The sequence below is a fragment of the Burkholderia sp. Bmkn7 genome (assembly GCF_041103175.1).
Classification (GTDB): domain Bacteria; phylum Pseudomonadota; class Gammaproteobacteria; order Burkholderiales; family Burkholderiaceae; genus Burkholderia; species Burkholderia cepacia.
This window is the reverse complement of record NZ_JBGCUH010000002.1, coordinates 496,112-516,836: the sequence shown is the minus strand read 5'-3', so window position 1 is coordinate 516,836 and position 20,725 is coordinate 496,112. Positions and strand designations below refer to the sequence as shown.

14 protein-coding genes and 2 pseudogenes are annotated in these 20,725 nt (G+C 66.0%); 10 read left to right on the top strand and 6 right to left on the bottom strand.

Translation table 11 applies throughout. From position 1 onward, the window contains the following. Positions 1-88: 88 nt before the first annotated feature. The gene (locus tag AB3K92_RS08190; RefSeq protein WP_021157569.1) at positions 89-1,069 is read right to left on the bottom strand and encodes a helix-turn-helix domain-containing protein; all 981 of its coding nucleotides are present in this window, start codon (positions 1,067-1,069) and stop codon (positions 89-91) included. Between the two features lie 184 nt (positions 1,070-1,253). Between AB3K92_RS08190 and AB3K92_RS08185 the strand changes: the two genes are divergently transcribed. From AB3K92_RS08185 to AB3K92_RS08160, 6 genes and pseudogenes are all read left to right on the top strand, one after another. Next, on the top strand, positions 1,254-1,787 hold the full coding sequence (locus tag AB3K92_RS08185; protein WP_021157568.1) for a 2,4'-dihydroxyacetophenone dioxygenase family protein: 534 nt from the start codon (positions 1,254-1,256) through the stop codon (positions 1,785-1,787). Between the two features lie 18 nt (positions 1,788-1,805). Then, entirely contained in the window at positions 1,806-3,110 is a 1,305-nt protein-coding gene (locus AB3K92_RS08180; protein WP_369464785.1) for an MFS transporter, read from the top strand. A gap of 1 nt (position 3,111) precedes the next feature. Beyond that, complete coding sequence (locus AB3K92_RS08175) at positions 3,112-4,233, top strand: 2,3-butanediol dehydrogenase (RefSeq protein WP_369464784.1); 1,122 nt, start codon at positions 3,112-3,114, stop codon at positions 4,231-4,233. After that, positions 4,211-4,928 (top strand): annotated as a pseudogene (locus AB3K92_RS08170) (SDR family NAD(P)-dependent oxidoreductase). Before AB3K92_RS08175 ends, AB3K92_RS08170 begins: the two are co-directional and overlap by 23 nt. 184 nt (positions 4,929-5,112) lie before the next feature. After that, a complete protein-coding gene (locus tag AB3K92_RS08165; protein WP_369464783.1) occupies positions 5,113-6,204 on the top strand; it encodes a porin in 1,092 nt (363 codons plus the stop codon). Between the two features lie 385 nt (positions 6,205-6,589). Then, positions 6,590-7,129, top strand: a complete 540-nt coding sequence (locus tag AB3K92_RS08160; RefSeq protein ID WP_059620183.1) for a cytochrome b — start codon at positions 6,590-6,592, stop codon at positions 7,127-7,129. Positions 7,130-7,178: 49 nt separating this feature from the next. Here the strand turns inward: AB3K92_RS08160 and ansP are convergent, their stop codons facing one another. The 3 genes and pseudogenes from ansP to AB3K92_RS08145 all read right to left on the bottom strand — a co-directional run bounded on the left by ansP (position 7,179) and on the right by AB3K92_RS08145 (position 12,956). Then, positions 7,179-8,669 carry an L-asparagine permease gene (gene ansP, locus AB3K92_RS08155; protein WP_048021232.1) on the bottom strand — a complete coding sequence of 497 codons (1,491 nt, stop codon included), beginning with the start codon at positions 8,667-8,669 and terminating at the stop codon, positions 7,179-7,181. 346 nt (positions 8,670-9,015) lie between these two features. Then, positions 9,016-11,907 (bottom strand): annotated as a pseudogene (locus tag AB3K92_RS08150) (TOMM system kinase/cyclase fusion protein); the annotation flags it as partial. 47 nt (positions 11,908-11,954) lie between these two features. Next, positions 11,955-12,956 (bottom strand): FHA domain-containing protein, encoded by a 1,002-nt coding sequence (locus tag AB3K92_RS08145; protein ID WP_369464781.1) that lies wholly within the window; start codon positions 12,954-12,956, stop codon positions 11,955-11,957. 1,080 nt (positions 12,957-14,036) lie between these two features. Between AB3K92_RS08145 and AB3K92_RS08140 the strand changes: the two genes are divergently transcribed. After that, complete coding sequence (locus tag AB3K92_RS08140) at positions 14,037-15,548, top strand: DNA-3-methyladenine glycosylase 2 family protein (RefSeq protein ID WP_369464780.1); 1,512 nt, start codon at positions 14,037-14,039, stop codon at positions 15,546-15,548. Between the two features lie 67 nt (positions 15,549-15,615). Beyond that, positions 15,616-16,266, top strand: coding sequence for an alpha-ketoglutarate-dependent dioxygenase AlkB (locus tag AB3K92_RS08135; RefSeq protein ID WP_369464779.1), 651 nt, complete (start codon positions 15,616-15,618; stop codon positions 16,264-16,266). A 305-nt stretch (positions 16,267-16,571) separates the two neighbouring features. Here AB3K92_RS08135 and AB3K92_RS08130 read toward each other — a convergent pair whose 3' ends face one another. After that, a complete protein-coding gene (locus AB3K92_RS08130; protein WP_230956726.1) occupies positions 16,572-18,095 on the bottom strand; it encodes a fatty acid desaturase family protein in 1,524 nt (507 codons plus the stop codon). Here AB3K92_RS08130 and AB3K92_RS08125 point away from each other — a divergent pair. Together AB3K92_RS08125 and AB3K92_RS08120 are read left to right on the top strand one after the other, a co-directional pair. Next, positions 18,094-18,819: a hypothetical protein gene (locus AB3K92_RS08125; RefSeq protein WP_081058090.1), complete on the top strand. Its 726-nt coding sequence runs from the start codon at positions 18,094-18,096 to the stop codon at positions 18,817-18,819. The genes AB3K92_RS08130 and AB3K92_RS08125 overlap by 2 nt on opposite strands. A gap of 4 nt (positions 18,820-18,823) precedes the next feature. Continuing rightward, positions 18,824-19,930, top strand: a complete 1,107-nt coding sequence (locus tag AB3K92_RS08120) for a hypothetical protein (protein WP_059651781.1) — start codon at positions 18,824-18,826, stop codon at positions 19,928-19,930. Here AB3K92_RS08120 and AB3K92_RS08115 read toward each other — a convergent pair. After that, positions 19,918-20,673, bottom strand: coding sequence for a hypothetical protein (locus tag AB3K92_RS08115; RefSeq protein ID WP_369464777.1), 756 nt, complete (start codon positions 20,671-20,673; stop codon positions 19,918-19,920). The genes AB3K92_RS08120 and AB3K92_RS08115 overlap by 13 nt on opposite strands. Positions 20,674-20,725: the final 52 nt, after the last annotated feature.

The following is a 20,725-nucleotide window of genomic DNA, read 5'->3' as shown; positions in this document are numbered from 1 at the left end:
GCGGCGGATCTGCGCCGTCGTTCACTGCACGAAAAAAAAGCGGCGCGTGGGACACGCGCCGCCGCTCCATCCGCATCGACCGCCGGTATCAGCGGCCGGCCGCGTGCGCCGCATCGCGCAACGCCATCGGCGACGCGCCGTAGCGCTCGCGAATCGCCCGGCTGAAGTGCGCCTGGCTCGAGAAACCCCAGCGAAACGCGATCTCGCCGATGCTCGTCTTGCGCAGCCGCGCATCGGTCAGCTCGCGATGCGCGTGCGCCAGCCGCTCCGACCAGATGTGCTGCGTGATCGACTCGCCTTCGGCCGCAAACAGCCGGCTCAGATGGCGCAACGACAGCCCGACCGCGTCGGCAACCGCCTGCGGCCCGAGCTCCGGGTCGCCCAGGTGCGTCGCGACGTACTGCTTCGCGGTCAGCAGGTACGACAACGACGCACGCGACGCGCCCGCGCCGTTCACTTCCGCGTCGACGAGTTCCGCGATCAGCGTGCGCGTGTGCTCGGCGAATCGCGCGGCATCGCGCTCGACCGGGTCCTTCATGAACCGCTCGACGCTCGCGCGCAACGTTGCGCCGAGCATCGCGCCCGCGCCCGGCTTCGGCGCGATCCGCAGCGGCAGCGCCGCCAGTTCCGCATCGAGCCGGTCGTCGAGCGTCGTGACCGGGATATCGATCAGCAACTGCCGCATCGGTGTCAGGAATCCGAACAGATAAGGCACACGCGTGTCGTAGACGACGACATCGCCGGCTTCCGCGAGCAGGCACCGGTCGTGCTGGATGAAATACGCACGCCCGCTCAGGATCTGGCACGCGAACAACGACTCCTTCGGCAACTGGCGCACCAGCGCGGGGCTGCGTTCGATCACGTGATCCTGGCCGCTGATGTCGGCGATGCCGAGGCCCGGCAGCGCGATGTCGGTCTTCTCGACCTCGAGCCCGGCCGGCGACAGCGACGAGCAGCGCAGGCCGACCAGCGTCTCTGCATTGAACGCGTCCCAGTACGCCATCCGGTCGCGCACCGGCACGTCGGCCGTCGAGCCTCGCGTGCGTGAAAAAACGGTCGAATTCGTCACGTCGCCTCCTGCTGGCGCCCGTCGTGCGGAGCGCCATGCATTGCGAAATTGGGGGATGGATCGTTTAAACGTCGTGCGGTGCGATGTCCGGCCCGATCAAGCAATTCGTCCAGCCCAGTCAAGAGCGGCGCGCACCTGCTGGCTAAAGTCGAGCCCACGACACTCATACACAAGGAGACGAACCGTGGTCGACCAAGCCGTAGCCGAATTCTGGCAAAACATCCCGCCGATTGCCAATCCGTTCAAGCCCGATGCGCTTCCGGAAGCCTACATCGCGAACGCGGCCACCGACGACGAGCGTTATTACGTTCCGTTCACCGAAACGGTTTCGTCGCGGCCGCTGTGGATCTCGCCGTCGCAGAACAAATGGTGCGACATCCTGATGGCGAAGGAAGCCGGGCTCGTGAACCGGCACTATCACCCGCACGAGGTGTTCGCTTACACGCTGTCGGGCAAGTGGGGTTACCTGGAGCACGAATGGACCGCGACGCGCGGCGATTTCGTATACGAGACGCCGGGCGAGGGCCACACGCTCGTCGCATTCGATCACCCCGAGCCGATGCGCGCGTTCTTCATCGTCAAGGGGCCGCTGATCTGGCTCGACGACGAAGGCCAACCCGACGGCTATTTCGACGTGCACTCGTACATCGCGATGTGCAAGGCGCACTACGAGAAGGTCGGCCTCGGCGCGCAAGCGATCGAGAAGCTGTTCCGCTGACGCGCGGCGAGGCTCACCATGACATCCCCCTCCTCCTCCAGGCCCGCCTGGACGTACGAGAACAGGCTGCTGCTGATCCTGTTCATGACGTTCGGCTTCGTGTTCTTCGACCGCCTCGCGCTGTCGTTCCTGTTCCCGTTCATGTCCGCCGAGCTGCACCTGACGAATGCGCAGCTCGGCATGGTGTCGTCCGCGCTCGCGCTCACGTGGGCGCTGTCGGGCGCCGCGACCGGCGCATGGTCCGACGCGCGCGGCACCCGCAAGCCGCTGCTGATCGCCGCCGTGATCGGCTTTTCCGTGTGCTCGGCGCTGTCGGGGCTCGTCGGCGGTTTCGCGAGCCTGATCGCGTTCCGTGCGCTGATGGGCATCGCCGAAGGCCCGGTGCTGCCGCTCTCGCAGTCGCTGATGGTCGAGAGTTCGACGCCGAGCCGCCGCGGGCTGAACATGGGCCTGCTGCAAGGCTCCGCCGCCGGCCTGCTCGGCGCGATGATCGGCCCGCCGGTCGTGATCGGCATCGCGACCGCGCACGGCTGGCGCCACGCGTTCTTCGTATCGTGCATTCCCGGCTTCCTGATCGCGTTCTGCATCTGGCGCTGGGTGCGCGAGGCGCCGCCCGGCGGCGCACGGCATGCGCAGGCCGACACCGTCGGCGCACCGGCCGCGGGCGGCGCGGCGATCAGCCGCTGGGCGCTACTGAAGGAACGCAACATCCTGCTTTGCGTGCTGATCAGCTGCTTCTTCCTCACGTGGTTCATCGTGATCATCTCGTTCGCGCCGGTGTTCCTCGTCGACAGCCGCCACCTGTCCCCTGCCGACATGGGCGTCGTGATGACCTGCCTCGGCGCCGCGTGGGTGTTCTGGGGTTTCGCGGTGCCCGCGATCTCCGACCGGATCGGCCGCAAGCCGACGATGATCGTGTTCGCGCTGATCGCCGCCGCGTGCCCCGTCGCGATGATTCACGCGAATTCGCTGTGGGCGCTCTGCACGCTCGTGCTCGCGACCTACACGGGCCTCGGCTGTTTCACGCTGTTCATGGCGACGATCCCGGCGGAAACGGTGCCGCCGCGCGCGATCGCCAGCGCGCTCGGGCTGATCATGGGCGCCGGCGAGCTGATCGGCGGCTTCGTCGCGCCGACCGTCGCCGGCTTCGCCGCGGACAAGTACGGCCTGCAGTTCGCGATGTGGACGTCGGCCACGGGCGCGATCCTCGCGTGCGTGCTGTCGTTCGGCCTCGTCGAAACCGCGCCCGCCGTGCTGCGCAAGCGCGCGCTCGCCGGCACGGCCGCGAACCGTCTCGATACACAGAACCTCGGAGGACGCTGACATGCGTGCACTTCAATGGCATGGCCCGCGCGACGTCCGTCTCGTGGAAATCGATACGCCGCGCCCCGGGCCGGGCGAGGTGCGCATCGCGGTCGCGTATTGCGGCATCTGCGGCAGCGACCTGCACGAATACGCGGACGGCCCGCACGCGATTCCGGTCGACACGCCGCATCCGCTGTCGCGCCGTACCGCGCCGCTGACGCTCGGCCACGAATTCTGCGGCACCGTCGTCGAAGTCGGCGAAGGCGTGACGACGCTGAATCCGGGCGATTGTGTCGCCGTCGAGCCCGAATATCGCTGCCACCAGTGCGCGTACTGCCGCTCGGGGTCGTACAACCTGTGCGTGTCGATGGGCTTTGCCGGGCTGATGGGCGACGGCGGGATGGCCGACTTCGCGGTCGTGCCCGCCTACATGCTGCACCGGCTGCCCGACGGCGTGAGTCTCGAGCAGGCCGCCGTGATGGAACCCGCGGCCGTCGCGCTGCACGCGTTGCGCCGGGCCGAGCTCCGGCTCGGCGACACGTGCGCGGTATTCGGGCTCGGGCCGATCGGCCTGCTGCTGATCCAGCTCGCGAAGCTGCAGGGTGCGACGACCCTCGTCGCGGTCGACGTGTCGACCGAGCGCCTCGCGGCCGCCGCGCGCTTCGGCGCGACGCACACGTTCAATGCGCGCACGCTCGACGCGTCCGTGCTGCGCGACGCGATCCACGAGGCATCGGGCGGGCTCGGCGTCGACGCGAGCTTCGAGGCGGCCGGCTTGCCCGCCACGTTCGAAGCGGCGATGCAGGCGCTGCGCAAGGGCGGCCGCGTCGTGATGGTCGGCCTGATGCCGCAGGCGGGCTTCGACGCATTCCGCGCGGTCAACGACGAACTGACCTTCACGGCGAGCGTCGGCTACCGGCATGCGTACGAGGACCTGCTGCGCATCGTCGCGTCGGGTGCGCTCGATCTGACGTCGATCGTCACGCGCACCGTGTCGCTGGAGGACGCCGTCACCGACGGCTTCGACGCGCTGCTCGCCGATCGTACGCAGATCAAGATCCTGGTTTCCCCCGCGCAGCGGCATGCGCGCGCCACCCACGCCGTCGAGAGTGTCGAACATGAGTCGCCAGTGGTTATTTGAGGGAAAAACCGTCGTTGTAACCGGCGGCACATCGGGCATCGGCGCAGGCACGGCGTGGCGTTTCGCGGAAGCCGGCGCATCGGTCGTCGCGCTCGGGCTCGATGCTGCCGGCCCACATGCGCCGGTGCATCCGCGTGTCCGGTGCGTCGAACTCGACGTGACCGACAACGCGGCGCTGACGCACACGATCGCCGCATTGCCGCGGCTCGACGTGCTCGTCAACGGCGTCGGCATCAGCCGGCACGCCGACGAATACCGGATGGACCAGTTCGAACTCGTGCTGAACGTGAACCTGACGTCGGTGATGCGCGCCTCCGACGCCGCATTGCCGACGCTGTCCGTACAGGGCGGCAGCATCGTCAACGTCGCATCGATGTACACGTACTTCGGCAGCAAGGACCGCCCCGCGTACAGCGCGAGCAAGGGCGGCATCGCACAGCTCACGCGCTCGCTCGCGCAGGCGTGGGCCGATCGCGGCATCCGCGTGAACGCGGTCGCGCCCGGCTGGATCGACACGCCGCAGCGGCCTGATGGCCGACACGCAGGCGTCTCGACGCATCCTCGAACGCACGCCGCTCGGGCGCTGGGGCACGGCCAATGAAGTCGCGGACGTGATCCTGTTCCTGTGCTCGCCCGCTGCGTCGTTCGTGACAGGCGCGGTCGTGCCGGTCGACGGCGGGTATTCGACGGTCTAGCGCACGCTCGACAGGCATCGGCAGGCATTGGCGGCCACGCAGTTCCAGCCGATTCCGGCCGCGCACCGGCTCGCTCCGGTTGCCACCGAACCGGGAATCGCCCGGCTCGGGTTTGTTCATATCAATCAGTAGTCCAATCAAAAATATCCGACCCGATCGGAAACATGTGAGGAGCACATTGGAGATGACGAATAAGACCCTTCTGGCGCTCGCGGCATGCGCCCTTCCCGCCGTGTCGTTCGCGCAGAGCAGCGTGACGATGTTCGGGCTGATGGATGCCGGCATCAGCTACGTCAGCAACGAAGGCGGCCACGGCAACGCGAAGTTCGACGACAACATCTTCTTTCCGAACCTGCTCGGTTTCGAAGGCAAGGAGGATCTCGGCGCGGGCACGCGCGCGATCTTCCGGCTCGTGAACCAGTATTCGCTCGGCAACGGCTCGATCATCGGCGGCGGGCTGTTCGCTCGGCAGGCCTACGTCGGGCTGGAGAACGACCGTTACGGCAAGCTCACGCTCGGCAACCAGTACGAGTTCATGGTCGATGCGCTCGCCGCCAGCGGCAACGAGATCGCGCAGGATCTCGTCGGCCTGTACGGCTTTCGCAATGGGCCGTTCGACAGGCTCGCGTTGCCGAACAACCCCACCGGCGCGTTCGACTGGGATTGCGTCGCAGGCAGCAATCGCGTCGCGAATTCCGTCAAGTACACGAGCCCGTCGCTGTCGGGCCTGACCTTCGGCGCGTTGTACGGCTTCGGGAACGTCGCGGGGTCGGTCGGTGCGAACAACACGGTCAGCGTCGGCGCGAGCTACGACAACGGCCCGTTCGGCGCGGGCGCGGCCTATACGAACCAGAAATACGGCGCGTCGGCGGGACTCCCGCCGACCAGCGTGCGCAACTGGGGCGCAGGGGTGCACTACACGCTTGGCACGGTCACGGGGAAAGCGCTCGTGACGACCTTACGGAACTCGGCGAACGGCGCGGGCGCGTGGTCGGCGGAAGCCGGCGCGTCGTGGCATCCGTCGCCTGCGTGGGTGGTCGGCGCGAGCTACACCTACATGAAAGGCAACGACACACTCGACAATGCGCACGCGCACCAGTTCCTGGCGGCCGTCCAGTACTGGCTGTCGAAGCGCACGATGGTGTACGTGGCGGGCGTGCATCAGCGCGCGAACCACGGCAGCAACGCGCAGATCAACGGCGTGATGGACGCGAACGGTGCGTCGAGCGGCGCACTGCAGTCGATCGCGCGGGTCGGATTCAGTACGCGGTTCTGACACGCACGGCGGCCGGCCGCGCGACCCGCGTGGCCGGCCCGAAGCTTTCGTTGCGGCACACACTCGACTGCAACGACTTCGGCACGACGAGGGTCGGCTTCACGTAGAAGCCGTCGCGCGCATCACGGTCGCGCCCCCGGCCTGTCGCCCGACCGGCTGGCAAGCACATCGAACGTATCGAGGCGCACGCGCTACGGCGCACTCGCCGCAACCGACCATATGCCACAGAACCGGATCCGGGAATACCGGCTGCAAGCGAGACACGGCGGTCGACACATGCAACGGGAATAAATCCGGGCCGGCTCCGGTATATCGGAGGTCGCCACGCCGTTCGCGCCCCGGACGTGCGGGCGGGCGAACCCCACCCGAAACAGCGAGACCGCTCATGTCACAGCCCAACCACCCTACCTACGCACGCTTCGCGATCGCCCTGCACTGGTCGATCGCGATCCTGATCCTGTCGAACCTGTCGATCGGGCTCTACATGGATACGTTCCCGCACAGCTCGCCGCAGTTCAACGGCATCCTGTTCTATCACGCGTCGATCGGCAGCCTGATCTTCATGCTGACCGTGCCGCGCCTCGCGTGGCGCGCGACGCACACGCCGCCGCCGCTGCCTGGCAGCGTTCCTGCATGGCAGGCGCGGATCGCCGGCGCACTGCACGGCGTGCTGTACCTGCTGCTGTTTCTCGTGCCGCTGACCGGCTACGTGCACCGCCTCGCCGGGGCGCATCCGGTCAGTTTCTTCGGCATCGCGGACCTGCCGATGCTTGTCGGCCGCGACGAACCGTTGCGACTCCTGACCGACGCGCTGCATCGTGCACTGGTGCTGACGCTCGGCTTGTTGCTGGCCGTGCACGTCGCGGCCGCGCTGAAACACAAGTTCGTCGATCGCGACGGTGTTGCCGCGCGAATGGGTATTTGAGCGGGCGCGCCGCAATCGAGCCGGCGCCCGCCCCTTGTCGCGCATGCCGTCAGTCGCCGTCCTTCTCGAGCACGTTCTGCGTGAGCGCGACCGACGGAATCGTCGGCTTGAGCGACGCGCGGTGCGCACGGCCGCTCAGCCACTTCCAGCCGGCCACGAGCAGCAGCGCGACGAGCGGGATCGACGCGATCGTCCACGTGCCGTTCGGATAGTCGAATGCCATCAGAACCAGCACGCCGAGCAGGAACAGCAGCGTCAGCCATGACGTCACGGGCGCACCGGGCATCCTGAACGACACGTCGTCCACCTCGCCGCGCGCGACCGCCGCGCGGAACTTCATCTGGCACACGACGATGAATGCCCACGTACTGATGATGCCGAGCGACGCGATGTTCAGCACGATCTCGAACACGCTCGACGGCACCAGGTAGTTGAGCAGCACGCCGACCACGTAGATCGCGACCGTCACGAGAATGCCCGCGTACGGCACGGATTGCCCGCTCATCTTCCCGAGGAAAGCCGGGGCCGAGCCGCCCATTGCGAGCGAACGCAGCACGCGCCCGGTCGAATACAGTCCCGAGTTGAGACTCGACAGTGCCGCGGTCAACACCACCAGGTTCATCACCGAGCCGATGCCGGGCACGCCGAGCGCGCCGAAAAACGTGACGAACGGGCTCTGGCCCGCCTTGTACGCGCTCCACGGCAGCAGGCAGACCAGCAGGACGACCGACGCGACGTAGAAGATCGCGATGCGCCAGATCACGTTGTTGATCGCGCGCGGCAGCACCTTGCGCGCGTCCTTGCATTCGCCGGCGGCGGTGCCGACCAGTTCGACGCCCGCGAACGCGAACACCACGCCCTGCACCAGCACCAGCGCCGGCATCAGCCCGTGCGGGAAGAACCCGCCGTTGTCGGTGATCAGGTGCATGCCCGTGTCATGGCCTGCGACATGCCCGCCGGTGCCGAGGATCGCGCTGCCGATCACGAGAAACAGCACGATCGCGGCGACCTTGATCAACGCAAACCAGAATTCCATCTCGGCGAACCACTTCACGCCGATCAGGTTCATCGTCGCGACGATGCACAGTGCGGCGAGCGCGAAGATCCACTGCGGCACGCCCGAAAACGGCGCCCAGTAATGCATGTAGAGCGCGACCGCGGTGATGTCGACGATGCCGGTCATCGCCCAGTTCAGGAAATACATCCATCCGGCGACGAACGACGCTTTTTCGCCCAGGAATTCGCGCGCATACGACACGAAGCTGCCGCTGCTCGGGCGATGCATCACGAGCTCGCCGAGCGCGCGCAGGATCAGGAAGGAAAACACGCCGCACACCAGATAGACGATCGCGAGCGACGGCCCGGCGGCCTGCAGGCGCGCGCCCGCGCCGAGGAACAGGCCGGTACCGATTGCGCCGCCGATCGCGATCATCTGCACCTGTCGATTGCCGAGGGTCTTGTGATAGCCGGCCTCGTGAGATTCGAGCCAGTTCCGTTTGCTGGTGTCGCCGGTCGGCGCGGGTTCGGGAATCGATGCCATGACTGCATCCTCATGTGCTTGCGTGATCTCGTTCGGACCGTACCGCGATCCGGGCCCGTCGGCGCCTGCGGCCGTGCGACGCGCCATCACGCCGCGCATCGAGGCCGCTGCGCGCCGGACATGGCGCGCGGCACCGTCAACCGTGAACGTATGCAGCCGTAATTCCGTTCACAAACGCTATGCAAATTTCGACTGTCCCGGCATCGAATCGCGCATGCGGCATGGATGGAAAGCATTTTGAAATACGTCAGGATTTCGAAAGATGAAAGCGGGAGCACGAGATGAAACTACGCCACGCCCGACGTCGCGCCCGGCACCCGGCGCCGCTGGCGGACGACCGGTCAGGTCACGAAAACAGCCGTGCCGGATTCAACTCCGCTTCGCTGCGTGGCCGGGTGCACCACCCAAGATCCACCGGCACCGGGTAAAGCCGTCGTGCACCAAAACGCGGCCAGAAATGAGCGACGCCAAACGCATGTGCACCGGCGCCGCGAGCGGCTCACGCAACCCGCGCGCGGCCGACGCGCGCATGGTTGCCGCGCCGCAGGTCGGGCGGCATCGACGCATACGCCGCATCACGAATCAACGCATGGCGGAACGAATAGACCACGCGATCGCGCCGATGTTGCGCGTACAGGATCCGTTCCTCGAGCAGCAACTGCAGGTGTGCGTCGAGCGTCGCGCGATCATGCGGCGAAGCCGCGACGAGCAGTTGCGCATCGACCTCGAGCCCGATCGTCGCGGCGAGCTGCGCGGTGTCGCGCGCGTCGTCGATCCGGTCGAACGCTCGACCGAGTATCCCGCCGAGACTGAGCGGAAGCGGACGGGGTTCCGTCGTCAGCAGCCCGGCGAGCGTGTCGTCCGCGCCGCCCATCGTCAGCTCGCGCGCGACGGCCTCGATGAACAGCGGAATGCCCCCCGTGCGCCGGGCGAGCGGGTCGAGCCAGAGCGGATCGAGCTCGCCCGGGCCCAGGCATGCCGACATCAGGCGCTGCGCGTCGTCGTGCGGCAGGCGGCGCAACACCAGGCGCTTCGTCGCGCCGCGCCAGCGCGCGAGCTTGTCGGGGCGCGACGTGAGCACGATGCCGAGCGCCGCCGCGCGCGGCGAGCGCCGCAGGTACGCAAGAAAATCCTCGGTCGTGCGGTCGATCCACTGGACATCCTCGACGACGAACAACACCGGCGCGCCATTGCCGAGCGACACGATCAGCTGCTCGAGGACGTCGAACAATGCGTGTTGTTCGCGCGCACTCGACCATGGAGCCCTCGTCCCGCCGCAGGGCACCCCCAGCCAGGTCGCGAGCGCGACACGGGCCGCCGCGTGATCGCATTCGAGCGGCGCGATCATGGTGTCGATCGCCGCGAGCGCGAGACCCGCCGGGTCGCCGGCGTCGATATGCCAATGCGCGGCGATGAATCGCAGGACCGGAAACAGTGCGTGATTCTCCCGCTCGGGCAGGCACCCGCAATACGCGCACGCAGAACCCTCGCCCCGGACGGCCTCGCACAACTCGTGTACGAGGCGCGATTTGCCGAGCCCCGCGTCGCCGACGACCAGTCGAGGCACACCGCTCGGCACAGGCTCGCCGCGCATCACGCGACGATGTCGTGCGAGCGTCTCCTGCCACGCGCGCGAGAGCACGTCGAGTTCGCGCGCGCGGCCGATCATCGGTGCCCGCATGCCGGCGTCGAGCGAATCGAACGGCGTATCGGCGCGCCGCTCGCCGAGCAATTCGTGAACCGGCTGCGGCACGAGGCCCGCCCGCGCGAGCCGCAACGGCGTCGGCCGACAGTCCGCATGCCGTTCGAGCACCAGCCGCGCATCGTCACTGATCAGAATCTGGCCGGGCCCGGCAAGCCGCAGCAGCCGCGCGGCCGCGGCAGGCGTCGATACGCCCGACATATGCGACGCATGGGCGAGAACCTGCCCGACGTGAATCGCGGCGGCCACTTCGACGCGCCAGCTCGCGCCATCGGCGTCGCCGCCGGCCAACGCGGGCACCGGCAGCCGGGCGCACCCGGCCACCCGCACCATGTCGAGTGCCGCGCGCGCCGCGCGACGCGCCGGCCGATCGATGTCGCCTTGCAGGCCGAAATGAAACAGCAGCGTGTCGCCAAGCCTTGCGTCGACCTGCGCGCCGTAACCGACCGCGATATCCACACACTTCGTCTGCCATTGCGCCTCGTAGCCGTCGAGCAAGGCGTCGTGATCGACTTCGGCGCGGCGTCGCCGGCCTTCCCCGGTGATCGTCACACAACAGCACAGCGTGGTGATCTGACGGTACCCGCCCGCCGTTGCGATCGGCTCTCCGTACGGGGCGAACGGGCGCGGATGCGTCGGCCCGCTTGCGCGGCCGGCATCGAACTGGCCGACGAGCGCCGCGAAGTTGAGCGCGCGAAACGGTTCCGCGAGTTCGTCGGCCGACGCCGCGCGCTGCTCCGGATTCTTGCTCAACGCGCGCCGCAATACCGCGCCGAGCGGATGCGACGCGATCGGCGGAGGGAACACGACATTCACCGGGCTGAGCTGCTGATAGAGAATGTCGGCCACGCTCGCACCGCGCATGACGACCTCGCCCGTCAGGCATTCGATCACGACCAGGCCCCACGCATACAGGTCGCTTCCTGGCGTCGGCGGCTCGTTGCGCAATTGCTCGGGCGCGCAATAGGACGCCGAACCAAGCACCTCGGTCGCCAGCGTCAGGGTCCGGCGCCCGATGTCTTCCGCGCCGGGCAGCAACGCACCGATGCCGAAATCGAGGAGCTTCGCGTGCGGCCCGTCGTCGGCCATCGCGATCACGATGTTCTGCGGCTTCAGGTCCCGATGCACGATGCCCCGGCGATGCGCGGCCGCGAGCGCGTCGAGCACCTCCGCCATCAGCCGGCCCGTGTCGACCGCCGACAGCGGCCCCTGTGCCGCGAGCCGGTCGCGCAAGGTCCGGCCCTGCACCAGCTCGAATACGGCGAACAGCCGGCCGTCGGGCGCTTCCCCCTTGTCCAGCAATGCCACGATGTTCGGATGCCGCAGCGCCTCGCACAGGCTCGTCTCGCGCTGGAAACGCGCATGCTGACGCGCGCGCTCCGTCGCGGTCCGCGCGGCGTGATCCCGCATCAGCTTGATCGCGACGGCTTGTCCCGTTTCGCAGCAGGTCGCGCGAAACACCACGCCATTACCGCCTTCGCCGAGCAACGAACCGAGCCGGTAACGCCGCTTGCCGGCCAGTTCCGCAAACGGCGCGAAGGGCGCGCGGGGCACCGCCGGTGCCGAGACCGGTTCTCTCGCGTTCATGAGCAATGGACTGCCGGGGCCGGCGCCGGACGATGCACGCCGATGCGCGGCTGAGCGGGCGGCACCGACTCGCATTCGAGATGCGCGCCGCGCATGACGCGGAACGGGAAATCGCCGAACCTGACGCTGCCGCGCCGGCGCTCGACGAGCTGGCTCGCGCCCATCCCCGGCAGGGCCGCGAACTGGCTCCGGGCGCGGTGAATCTGCACGTTGACATGGGACGTATCGATGCCGAGCATGCGCGCCAGCCGGTCGAGTTCGATCCAGCCTTGCGTGGCCGCGTCGTAGCCGGCCTGCATGTCGGCCGAACGCGCGCGGGCTAGCGTGACGAGACTGTAGTGATGCGCGCGCTCGCCGAGATCGACCACGCCGCCGCGAACATGCAGCAGCATGCGCACATGCTCTTCGTCCCGGCTGACGAGGAATTCGAGCAGTTGCGCCGGCACGGCCGGATCGGCGGGCGCGGCGAGCCTCATCGTCGAACCATTGCGCGCGAGTGCCAGGCGCCACGTGGCGTCGCCGGTCGATACTTCGTCGCCGTCATGGAGCGCGCGCGGCGGCAACGTGTCGTCGCACAACCATTCGCCGGCCGGCGACCGGACGATCGTGACCGGCTGCGCGGCGCGTGCGGCCAGGATCTGACGCGGCGCGAGCACGATCGGATGCGCAGCACCTCGTATCGGCCACAGCGTATCGGCCGGATCGTCGAGCGCTTCAACGCGCCACGGCGCGATGCCGGCCCTGCCGAACCGGATCACGTCACCCGGCCGCAGTACCGCGTGATCGCCGTGGCGCAACGGTACGCCGGACAGCGACGTGCCGTTGCTGCTGTGATCGTGGAGTTCCCACAGCCCGCCCACCCAGCGGATATGGGCGTGAACACGGGACACCGACGCATCCCGGATGACCGTATCGCAACGCGCGGCATCCCGGCCGAACACGTGATACGCGCGGAGCAGGCACGCTTCCCCGGAAGAATCGTTCATGAGTATCGCCATGGCTGCCCCGTATCGAATCCGCCCGGGTCGCTCGAGTGACGCATCGACGCCCAGGCAAACGATTGCTTCAATGAACGCGAACGATGTCGCCCGTTCGCCGCCTCGTTATCCGTTTCTTCGTCAGCTTCTTTTCGGATCGTTGCTCATCCGGCACGCGTTGTTTCGACTGATTGAATGGCCGGCTGTATTGTTGTCTTGAAATCGAGCAACCTGATGAAAATCCTGCCAAATAAAATCATGCATCGCAATCGAAACACTCAAATTATTCCTTGATATTGCAATGCTTTACATTTTCGATCAATTTTTAGGTCGCATATAAAGGGTCGTAAATCTGAATCACCCACAGAGCCCCGCCAGGCTTATGCGGAGCGGAAGAAGTCACATTGAATGACGAGGCTAACTAAAATACCTTTGCCGGCGCTGACGTTTTGTTTGATTAAAAGGAAATAAATTAAATAGTTTCTTCCGTTTAAATAATTCCATCCGATGTTTTGGCGGATTGCATTAAAAGAGTTACTGCGGGGTTAAGGTGTCGCATCCGATATTTCGGAGGGTGTCGGCGGGCAAGCGGGTACCGGCACGCCGCCGCGTCACGATCGATTGCCGGCAACGGCTGAAAGCAGGCAAGACGTCGACGATTCGATCGCCGTGATCGCCCCGCCAGGAGGTCGATGGAACGCATCGGCAACAACCAACGCTGCAAGCGGCAGGCTCGCAAAAAATGGGGCCGCTATCGCCCGTGCAACTCACGGCTTGATCATCCGGCCTGCGCGTGGCGACACTTTGTCGGGAAGAAGTCGCGCGGCAACTCCGAATCTTGCGATGGAACGGGAATGCGCCATCGTGAGGGCCGGTCCGTTTTATGAGCGCACCGCACTGCCTCACGCACGATCCAGCTTCCCGATCACCTTGAAGTCAAGCGCATACCGCGTTCCGTGAAGGTTGGCGGGGCCGAACCGCGCAATCATTCCCCGCCGTCCCGGATGCTCGAGATGCCCGGTGTTTGGCGGCGCAAAGCCGACAGACCACATGTCCGAAAATGGCGCACGTCGCGGGCGCCCGGGATATACGATGTCACCCATGCCTACCCCCATCGACACCCCCGACAGCGACGCCTGCTACCTGGCGCTGAAGGCGCACGACGCGCGCTTCGACGGCTCGTTTTTCGCGGCCGTCACCAGCACCGGCATCTACTGTCGTCCGGTGTGTCGCGTGAAAACGCCACGTCGCGAGAACCTCCGCTTCTACCGTCACGCGGCAGAAGCAGAAGCGGCCGGTTTCAGGCCCTGCTTGCGTTGCCGCCCCGAATTGGCCCCGCGCGCAGCATCCTGGAGCACGGAGGACGCTTCGCGCATCCTGGCCCTGCAGGCCGCAAGGTTGATGGATGAACCCGACGCATGGCGGCACATGACCTCCGCGCGCCCGACCTTCGGGCAGTCGAGCGGCGGCTTGATGCCGCGCATTGCGCAACGGCTGGGCGTGACCGACCGCCATCTGCGCCGCATTTTCGACGCACACTTCGGCGTATCGCCGCTTCAGTACCTTCAAACACGCCGGCTGTTGGCAGCCAAGCAGCTGATTGCCGACACCCGATTGCCGATGGGCCAGGTCGCGGCGTCCAGCGGCTTTTCCAGCGTCCGACGCTTCAACGATGCCTTCTCGCGCCACTACGGCCTGAATCCCAGCGCCTTGCGCCGGGCCAGATCCACGTCCGATGGACAAGGCGTGACTGTGCGACTCGGCTGGCGACCGCCCTATGACGTACAGGCAATGGTGGGCTTCTTGCGCCTGCGCGCGTTGCCCGGCGTGGAGCAGGTCGCGGGCCTGGAATACACGCGAACGCTGCGGCTTGTGCAAGGTGCGCAGGCGCGTAGCGGCTGGTTGCGCGCTCGCTTCGACGAAGATCGCGCGCAGGCCGTGCTGACGATCAGCGATTCATTGGCCGCCACCCTGCCGGCGCTGATCAACCGTGTGCGCGCCGCGTTCGATCTGGACGCCGACCCGATCGCCATCCACGCGGCTCTGCACGCCGCGTTCCCGTCGGGCGAAGGCTTGCGCGTGCCGGGCACACTGGACGGCTTCGAGCTGGCGGTGCGCGCCGTGCTGGGCCAGCAGGTCACCGTGGCCGCTGCACGCACACTGGGCGCGCGACTGGTTGCGGCCTTCGGCGATCCGATCGCAACGCCTGTCGCGGGTCTGGATCGTCTCTTTCCCACGCCTGCTGCCCTGGCGGCCGCCACCGGCGATGAGCTCGGCCGCCTGGGCATCACGCGGCAACGCCAGACCGCGCTGCATGCGCTGGCGCATGCCGTGCTGGACGGGCGCATCGCTTTGCATCCCGGCGTAGACGTCGCTTCGACTTGCGCCGAATTGTGTGCACTGCCCGGCATCGGCGACTGGACGGCGCAGTACATCGCCATGCGCGCGCTGCGCTGGCCCGACGCCTTTCCCGCCGGCGACGTCGCGTTGCAAAAAGCCCTGGGTGTAGGTAGCGCCCGTGCCGCGGCACAAGCCGCCGAGAAATGGCGGCCCTGGCGCGGCTATTCGGTGCTGCGTGCGTGGCATGCGATGAATCACGGTGCTTCTGCCTGACTACGACTCATATCGACATCTTTCCCGGCCGCGTGACTCGTCACACCGGAAGCGATCAACTTGCACGATGAATTCAATCACACGGATCCGGAGCACGGTACCTGCTCAGAGCGATTTGTTCGGAAGCAGCGACGCCGAATTCTCGATAGACGAGTCCTTCGGATCGGCAAGGCGTTTCGATCTCGACGCTCATTCCTGGATCGACATCGTGCCCGGATGGATTTCGGGGGCTTCGCTGCTCTATGAGCAGTTGCGCAACAGCGTTCCGTGGCTCGAGCACGATCGGCGCATGTTCAACCAGGTGTTTCGCGAGCCGCGCATGACGGCGGTCTACAAGCATGTCGCCGACGTGCCCGACGCGCGCCTGCTGGAGGCTGTGCGCGCGCTATCGCGTCACTACGGCGTGGAATACGACGGCCTGTGGATGAACCTCTATCGCAACGGGCAAGACAGTACAGGCTGGCATCGCGACCACGGCTCGTGCCGGAAGCTCGACTGCATCGTGCCCGTCCTGACGCTCGGCACGATACGCCGGTTCCTGATCAAGCCGATCAAGGGCGGCCGCTCCATGACCTTCAAGCCGTCTTCCGGAGACTTGGTGGTGATGGGAGGGCGCGCGCAGCAAGACTGGGTGCACTGCGTGCCCAAGGAACCGGAAATCGACGGCACGCGGATCAGCGTCAACTTCATGAGCTCGGCGCAGGGCGTGAGGGATTAGCCCGCGAAGCTGCCGAGATCTGGCGGTGTGACGCCTCTCGATACCAAGACAATCCGCACGGGTATTCATCCGGGCCGCGTGCGCGTCGATGCCGCCTGACCGCTGCGCATTGGCGTGGAGTCGACCCCGTCGTTCCGGACAAGGCCTCGCGCTACGGTCGATGAATCCCCGGCGCGTCAAGACAATGGCTGCGCTCAATTCACGATCGGGTTTGCGCGGCACGCATCAGACGGATCGCAACGGGCCGTGCCGATCTTTCGCTCCTGGATCGATGGGGCACTTCATCGTGTCTTGAAAGGGATTTTCTATCTTCGACTACCACGACGCGAGGCGCCCGACCAGAGCAATGCAGGCAACTGCCGCGAAGACAGAACCGGCTCGTCGGACGCACGCAATCCGGGCAAGCGATGCCACGCCACGCCGGGTTCACGATGATGCTGTTGGTGGTAGTTGATGTTGTACGGCCAAATAAAGAAGCGGCCCAGTAACCCGACACGCCACGAATAAGTCCAGTCATTCCAGCCAGCCGTGACACCCGGCCCGCCGCTGTGCTCTGCAATGCTACGGATCTTCTGCACCAGCGCGCCGATTGTCACGAGAGGCACGAACCAAAGCGCCGCCAGCGTCAACAGTTCGCGTACCGTGCAGGCATGCACGAGCGGCACAAGCAGGATGCCCCATGCCGATATCGCAGCGAGCAGCGGCAGTGACATGGGCGCACCACGCCCGTTCGCGCGCCGGTATGCGCGCATGTTTTTCACCATGTTGACCACGAACAGGTCACCGAGCAGTTGCCGGATGAGCGGGAGTGTGTCGAGTGGCTCGAATTTCCATGGCTGCGCGTGGTACAGATAATTCCGCTCAGGATCGTCTGCAGTCCCGACGTGCCGATGGTGTGCAAGATGCAACGGGCGATAGAATTCGATGGGCACGAGCCCCGGTACGCCGATTGCCAGGTTGATCAGAAAGTCGTTCGCGAAACGGCGGCGGGTCAAATGATAGTGTGTCGCGTCGTGATACAGAATGAATAACGCGTGTTGCCGCGTCGCGACAATGACGGCGGCGACGAGGTAACCGCCCCAATGGCCCACCGACAACGCAACTCGTAGCGTAACTACGATACATAGCCATTCAAGCAGCAGTGCCGCAGCCGTACGCAGGTCGACATCGAGACGAATGAGCGCGGTCGTCGCACCGCCAACGCCGACGCCGAGTGCGAGCCCCGCGAGCATGTCCGCGAGCAGATGCTGCCCGGTCGTCAAGACCGTGAGCGCGAGTATTGCGCTCCACGCCGCGTAATAGCGCGCTGCGCGGACACGTAGCGCAGCCAATACCACGGTTACCGCCACAGGCAATGCAACATGCCCGCATGGACTCGCGGCGAGTGGGGCGTCGATCCGATACAGCCATGCGATCCATCCCGACACAGCCGGCGACCGGCTCACGGCAGTCGGCCAGAACAGATGACTGACGATGCACAGGCCTGCGGCAAGCGCACCGGCGAAAAACGCGGGCAGCAGCCAATTGCGGCCTCGGCCGAACCAGACAATCGACGGCATCACGAGCGCGTAACTCAAATAGAGCGGCACACTGGCGGACACGCGCGGAATAACCGCATCGTACGGCCACGGACGCAGCACCACCACGGGCGCCATCGGCGCGTGCGTAACCCAGAAGTAGAGTGCGCCCGACACGACGACATAGATTGCGAGCCACCGCCACGCGTCGAACGCTGACGGTATATAGGAGAGGGAAACAGAAGGTATGGCGCGCATGTGAAAAATGGAGCGGCTCGATCGCGTATCATGATAAATCGTTTCAGCTCGCATGAATAACGACGCTATGCCGCTTCGAGCCAGTTCCATCACACGTGCGCAGCTGCGCGACGTCGACGTTGCACACATGTACGCGCTCTACTCGACCTGTTACCGGGATACGGAACAGGCACGCTTCGAACACGATCTCGACGACAAGACACATTGCGTCATCATGCGCGATGACACGGGCAAGCTGCGCGGCTTCTCCACGTTGAAACTGTACGAACAGCAGTGGGGCGACACCACACTGCGCATCCTGTTTTCCGGCGACACGATCGTGGATCCGGCCTGCTGGGGCAGCCAGCAACTCGCGTTTTGCTGGATTCGACTCGCCGGCGAGCTCAAACGCAACTCGCCTGACCGGGCACTATACTGGTTCCTGATCTGCAAAGGGCATCGCACGTACCGCTACTTGCGAGCGTTCGCGCATGATTTCACCCCGCGATTCGACCGACCGGCTGAGCCCTTGCGTCAGGCACTGCTCGATCATCTGGCTGTCGAGCGCTTCGGGCACGCATACGACGCCGCGTCCGGCGTGCTCAATTTCCCTACACCGCAAGGCCGCCTTGCTCCAGCCCTCGCCGAAGTGCCTGACGCGCATCGGCGGCTGCCGGATGTCGCCTATTTTCTGGAGCGCAATCCAGAATACGCGCACGGAAACGAGCTCGTCTGCCTGTGTGAACTGACGCCGGAAAACCTGCGCCCGATGGCAAGACGCATCTTCACCGGTGAATGAGCCAATGACGCGGATCCGGCCAGCCACAGCGTCCGACAACGAACGGCTCCTCGCGTTTCAAACACGTTATGCGATGCTCGGCGGGATGCCGCTTCGCTTCGATCGCTCACCGGATTACTTCGCACTGCATCGTTGTCATTCGAACGACTATCGAACCTGGCTCGCGGAGGACAGCGCCGGGCACGTCAAGGGAATGGCCAGCATGGTCGTTCGCGACGGCTACCTCGCCGGCGAGAAGCAGCGCATCGCTTATCTCGGCGACTTGCGCATCGCACCCGATCGAGAACTGGCACGCACGTGGGTCGATTATGTCGTCGATCGCCTCGCTGATCTCGCCCGGCACGAAGATGTGCAGCATACGTACTGCTGCGTCATTCGCGACAACCGGATCGCAACGCAATCGCTATTCAGGGCAGGCAAGCGGACCCGGCTCGGATTTCGACATTGGCGCGGCTACAGTAACGTATCGATCTATGCGCGACGTATTGCTGCGCGGCGCGCCGACTCCGTCAGGATCACGAACGCGTCGTCCAGCGATGCCGACGCGCTCCGCGCATTCCTGGACCAGGAGTCGCGCTCCCAACCCTTCGGCTGCGTCTTTACGGCGGACGAATTCGCGCGCCGCCTGAACGCCTGGCCCGACTTCGGAATCGAGCGCTTTCTGGTCGCACGCAATGCGCAGGGGCGTATCGTGGGCTGCGTTGCTCCGTGGGATGCGGGACGTATCAAGCGCATCGTCCTGGAACGTCTGCCGCGCTCACTCGGTGCGTTGCGTCACGGCGTCAACGCCATCGCGCCGTTGCTCGGACGCCCTCCCATCGCAGCACCCGGCCAGCCGCTTCAGGACATCTACCTGACTCATCTGCATGTGAGCGGACGCGACCCGGACATCGCACAGGCACTGCTCGATGCAGTCTGGCAACGAGAGCGGAGCCGCTATGCGTTGCTGCAGCTTTGCCTGTACGATCACGATCCGCTATGGTCCGCGTTGCGCGGCTATCGGTACACCGCGCTGCCGATGGATCTGTATACGCTATCGACGCCCGGCGCGACCGCACTCGATCCGGGCGGCACCGAAGCGATCCCGGGATTCGAGATCTATCTCGTCTGACCGCTCGCGACCGCTGCCGCTCGCGTGTCGTTCAGGAGCGCAACGAGTGCAAGCCAGAAACGCCCCGCATCGAAACCGGCGCCGCCGAGTACTGGCTGGCCATGGTCGAGATGCGGCACGCATACTTGAGGCATGCCGCGAATCGTCTGGTGGTCCAGGTAGAACTGTCCGTCATGCGCACAACCGGGACGGTAGCGGTCGAGGCGTGAGTGATGTGCGTCGAACCGGGACGTGCGTTCGATCGACCAGCTCACGACATGCACGCAGTGCAGGTCACCGGGCACCGCAGACAGCAGATTCGCGATGCCGGCGTCGCGCTCGCTGCCGATATCGCGCGAGCCTGCATACAGCCAGCGTGTGCGCAACAATCTCCCGGCGGCTCGACCCAGCCATGCGGGATCGATGCGCGCCCCCCGTTGCCCGAGCAGCCCGTCGACGATCGCACTCGGGCCGACGGGCGGCTGAACGAGTGCGATACCGTCGCAGCGAGCACGAAGCCCTGAATCCGCATGCAGCGCCGCCAATGCATCGAGCCCGCCCTTGCTATGGGTGAGGACAATAAAGCGGCGATCGGCAGGCAGGCGCGCATGCAGGTAGCGCACGATATGCGCGCCCTGCTCGGCAACCCTGCGCGACGAGCGGACCGGCACACGCAGGATTGGGTACCGCGCGGCACGCAACGCCCGCACGGCATGCCGGAAGCAGGCAGGTATCCACTCGGAATAGAGTCCCGCAATCAGCACGACGACGGTCTCCGGGCATGCGTGGGTGCCATGCGCATGCCAGCATTCGATG

What these genes read in the sequence shown, in the direction of transcription:
- AB3K92_RS08175 (WP_369464784.1), top strand. Translation starts at nt 3,112, where the DNA reads ATGCGTGCACTTCAATGGCATGGCCCGCGCGACGTCCGTCTCGTGGAA.
- AB3K92_RS08120 (WP_059651781.1), top strand. Translation starts at nt 18,824, where the DNA reads ATGACGCGGATCCGGCCAGCCACAGCGTCCGACAACGAACGGCTCCTC.
- AB3K92_RS08140 (WP_369464780.1), top strand. Translation starts at nt 14,037, where the DNA reads ATGCCTACCCCCATCGACACCCCCGACAGCGACGCCTGCTACCTGGCG.
- AB3K92_RS08130 (WP_230956726.1), bottom strand. Translation starts at nt 18,095, where the DNA reads ATGCGAGCTGAAACGATTTATCATGATACGCGATCGAGCCGCTCCATT.
- AB3K92_RS08135 (WP_369464779.1), top strand. Translation starts at nt 15,616, where the DNA reads ATGAATTCAATCACACGGATCCGGAGCACGGTACCTGCTCAGAGCGAT.
- AB3K92_RS08145 (WP_369464781.1), bottom strand. Translation starts at nt 12,956, where the DNA reads ATGGCGATACTCATGAACGATTCTTCCGGGGAAGCGTGCCTGCTCCGC.
- AB3K92_RS08165 (WP_369464783.1), top strand. Translation starts at nt 5,113, where the DNA reads ATGACGAATAAGACCCTTCTGGCGCTCGCGGCATGCGCCCTTCCCGCC.
- AB3K92_RS08160 (WP_059620183.1), top strand. Translation starts at nt 6,590, where the DNA reads ATGTCACAGCCCAACCACCCTACCTACGCACGCTTCGCGATCGCCCTG.
- AB3K92_RS08125 (WP_081058090.1), top strand. Translation starts at nt 18,094, where the DNA reads ATGAATAACGACGCTATGCCGCTTCGAGCCAGTTCCATCACACGTGCG.
- ansP (WP_048021232.1), bottom strand. Translation starts at nt 8,669, where the DNA reads ATGGCATCGATTCCCGAACCCGCGCCGACCGGCGACACCAGCAAACGG.
- AB3K92_RS08180 (WP_369464785.1), top strand. Translation starts at nt 1,806, where the DNA reads ATGACATCCCCCTCCTCCTCCAGGCCCGCCTGGACGTACGAGAACAGG.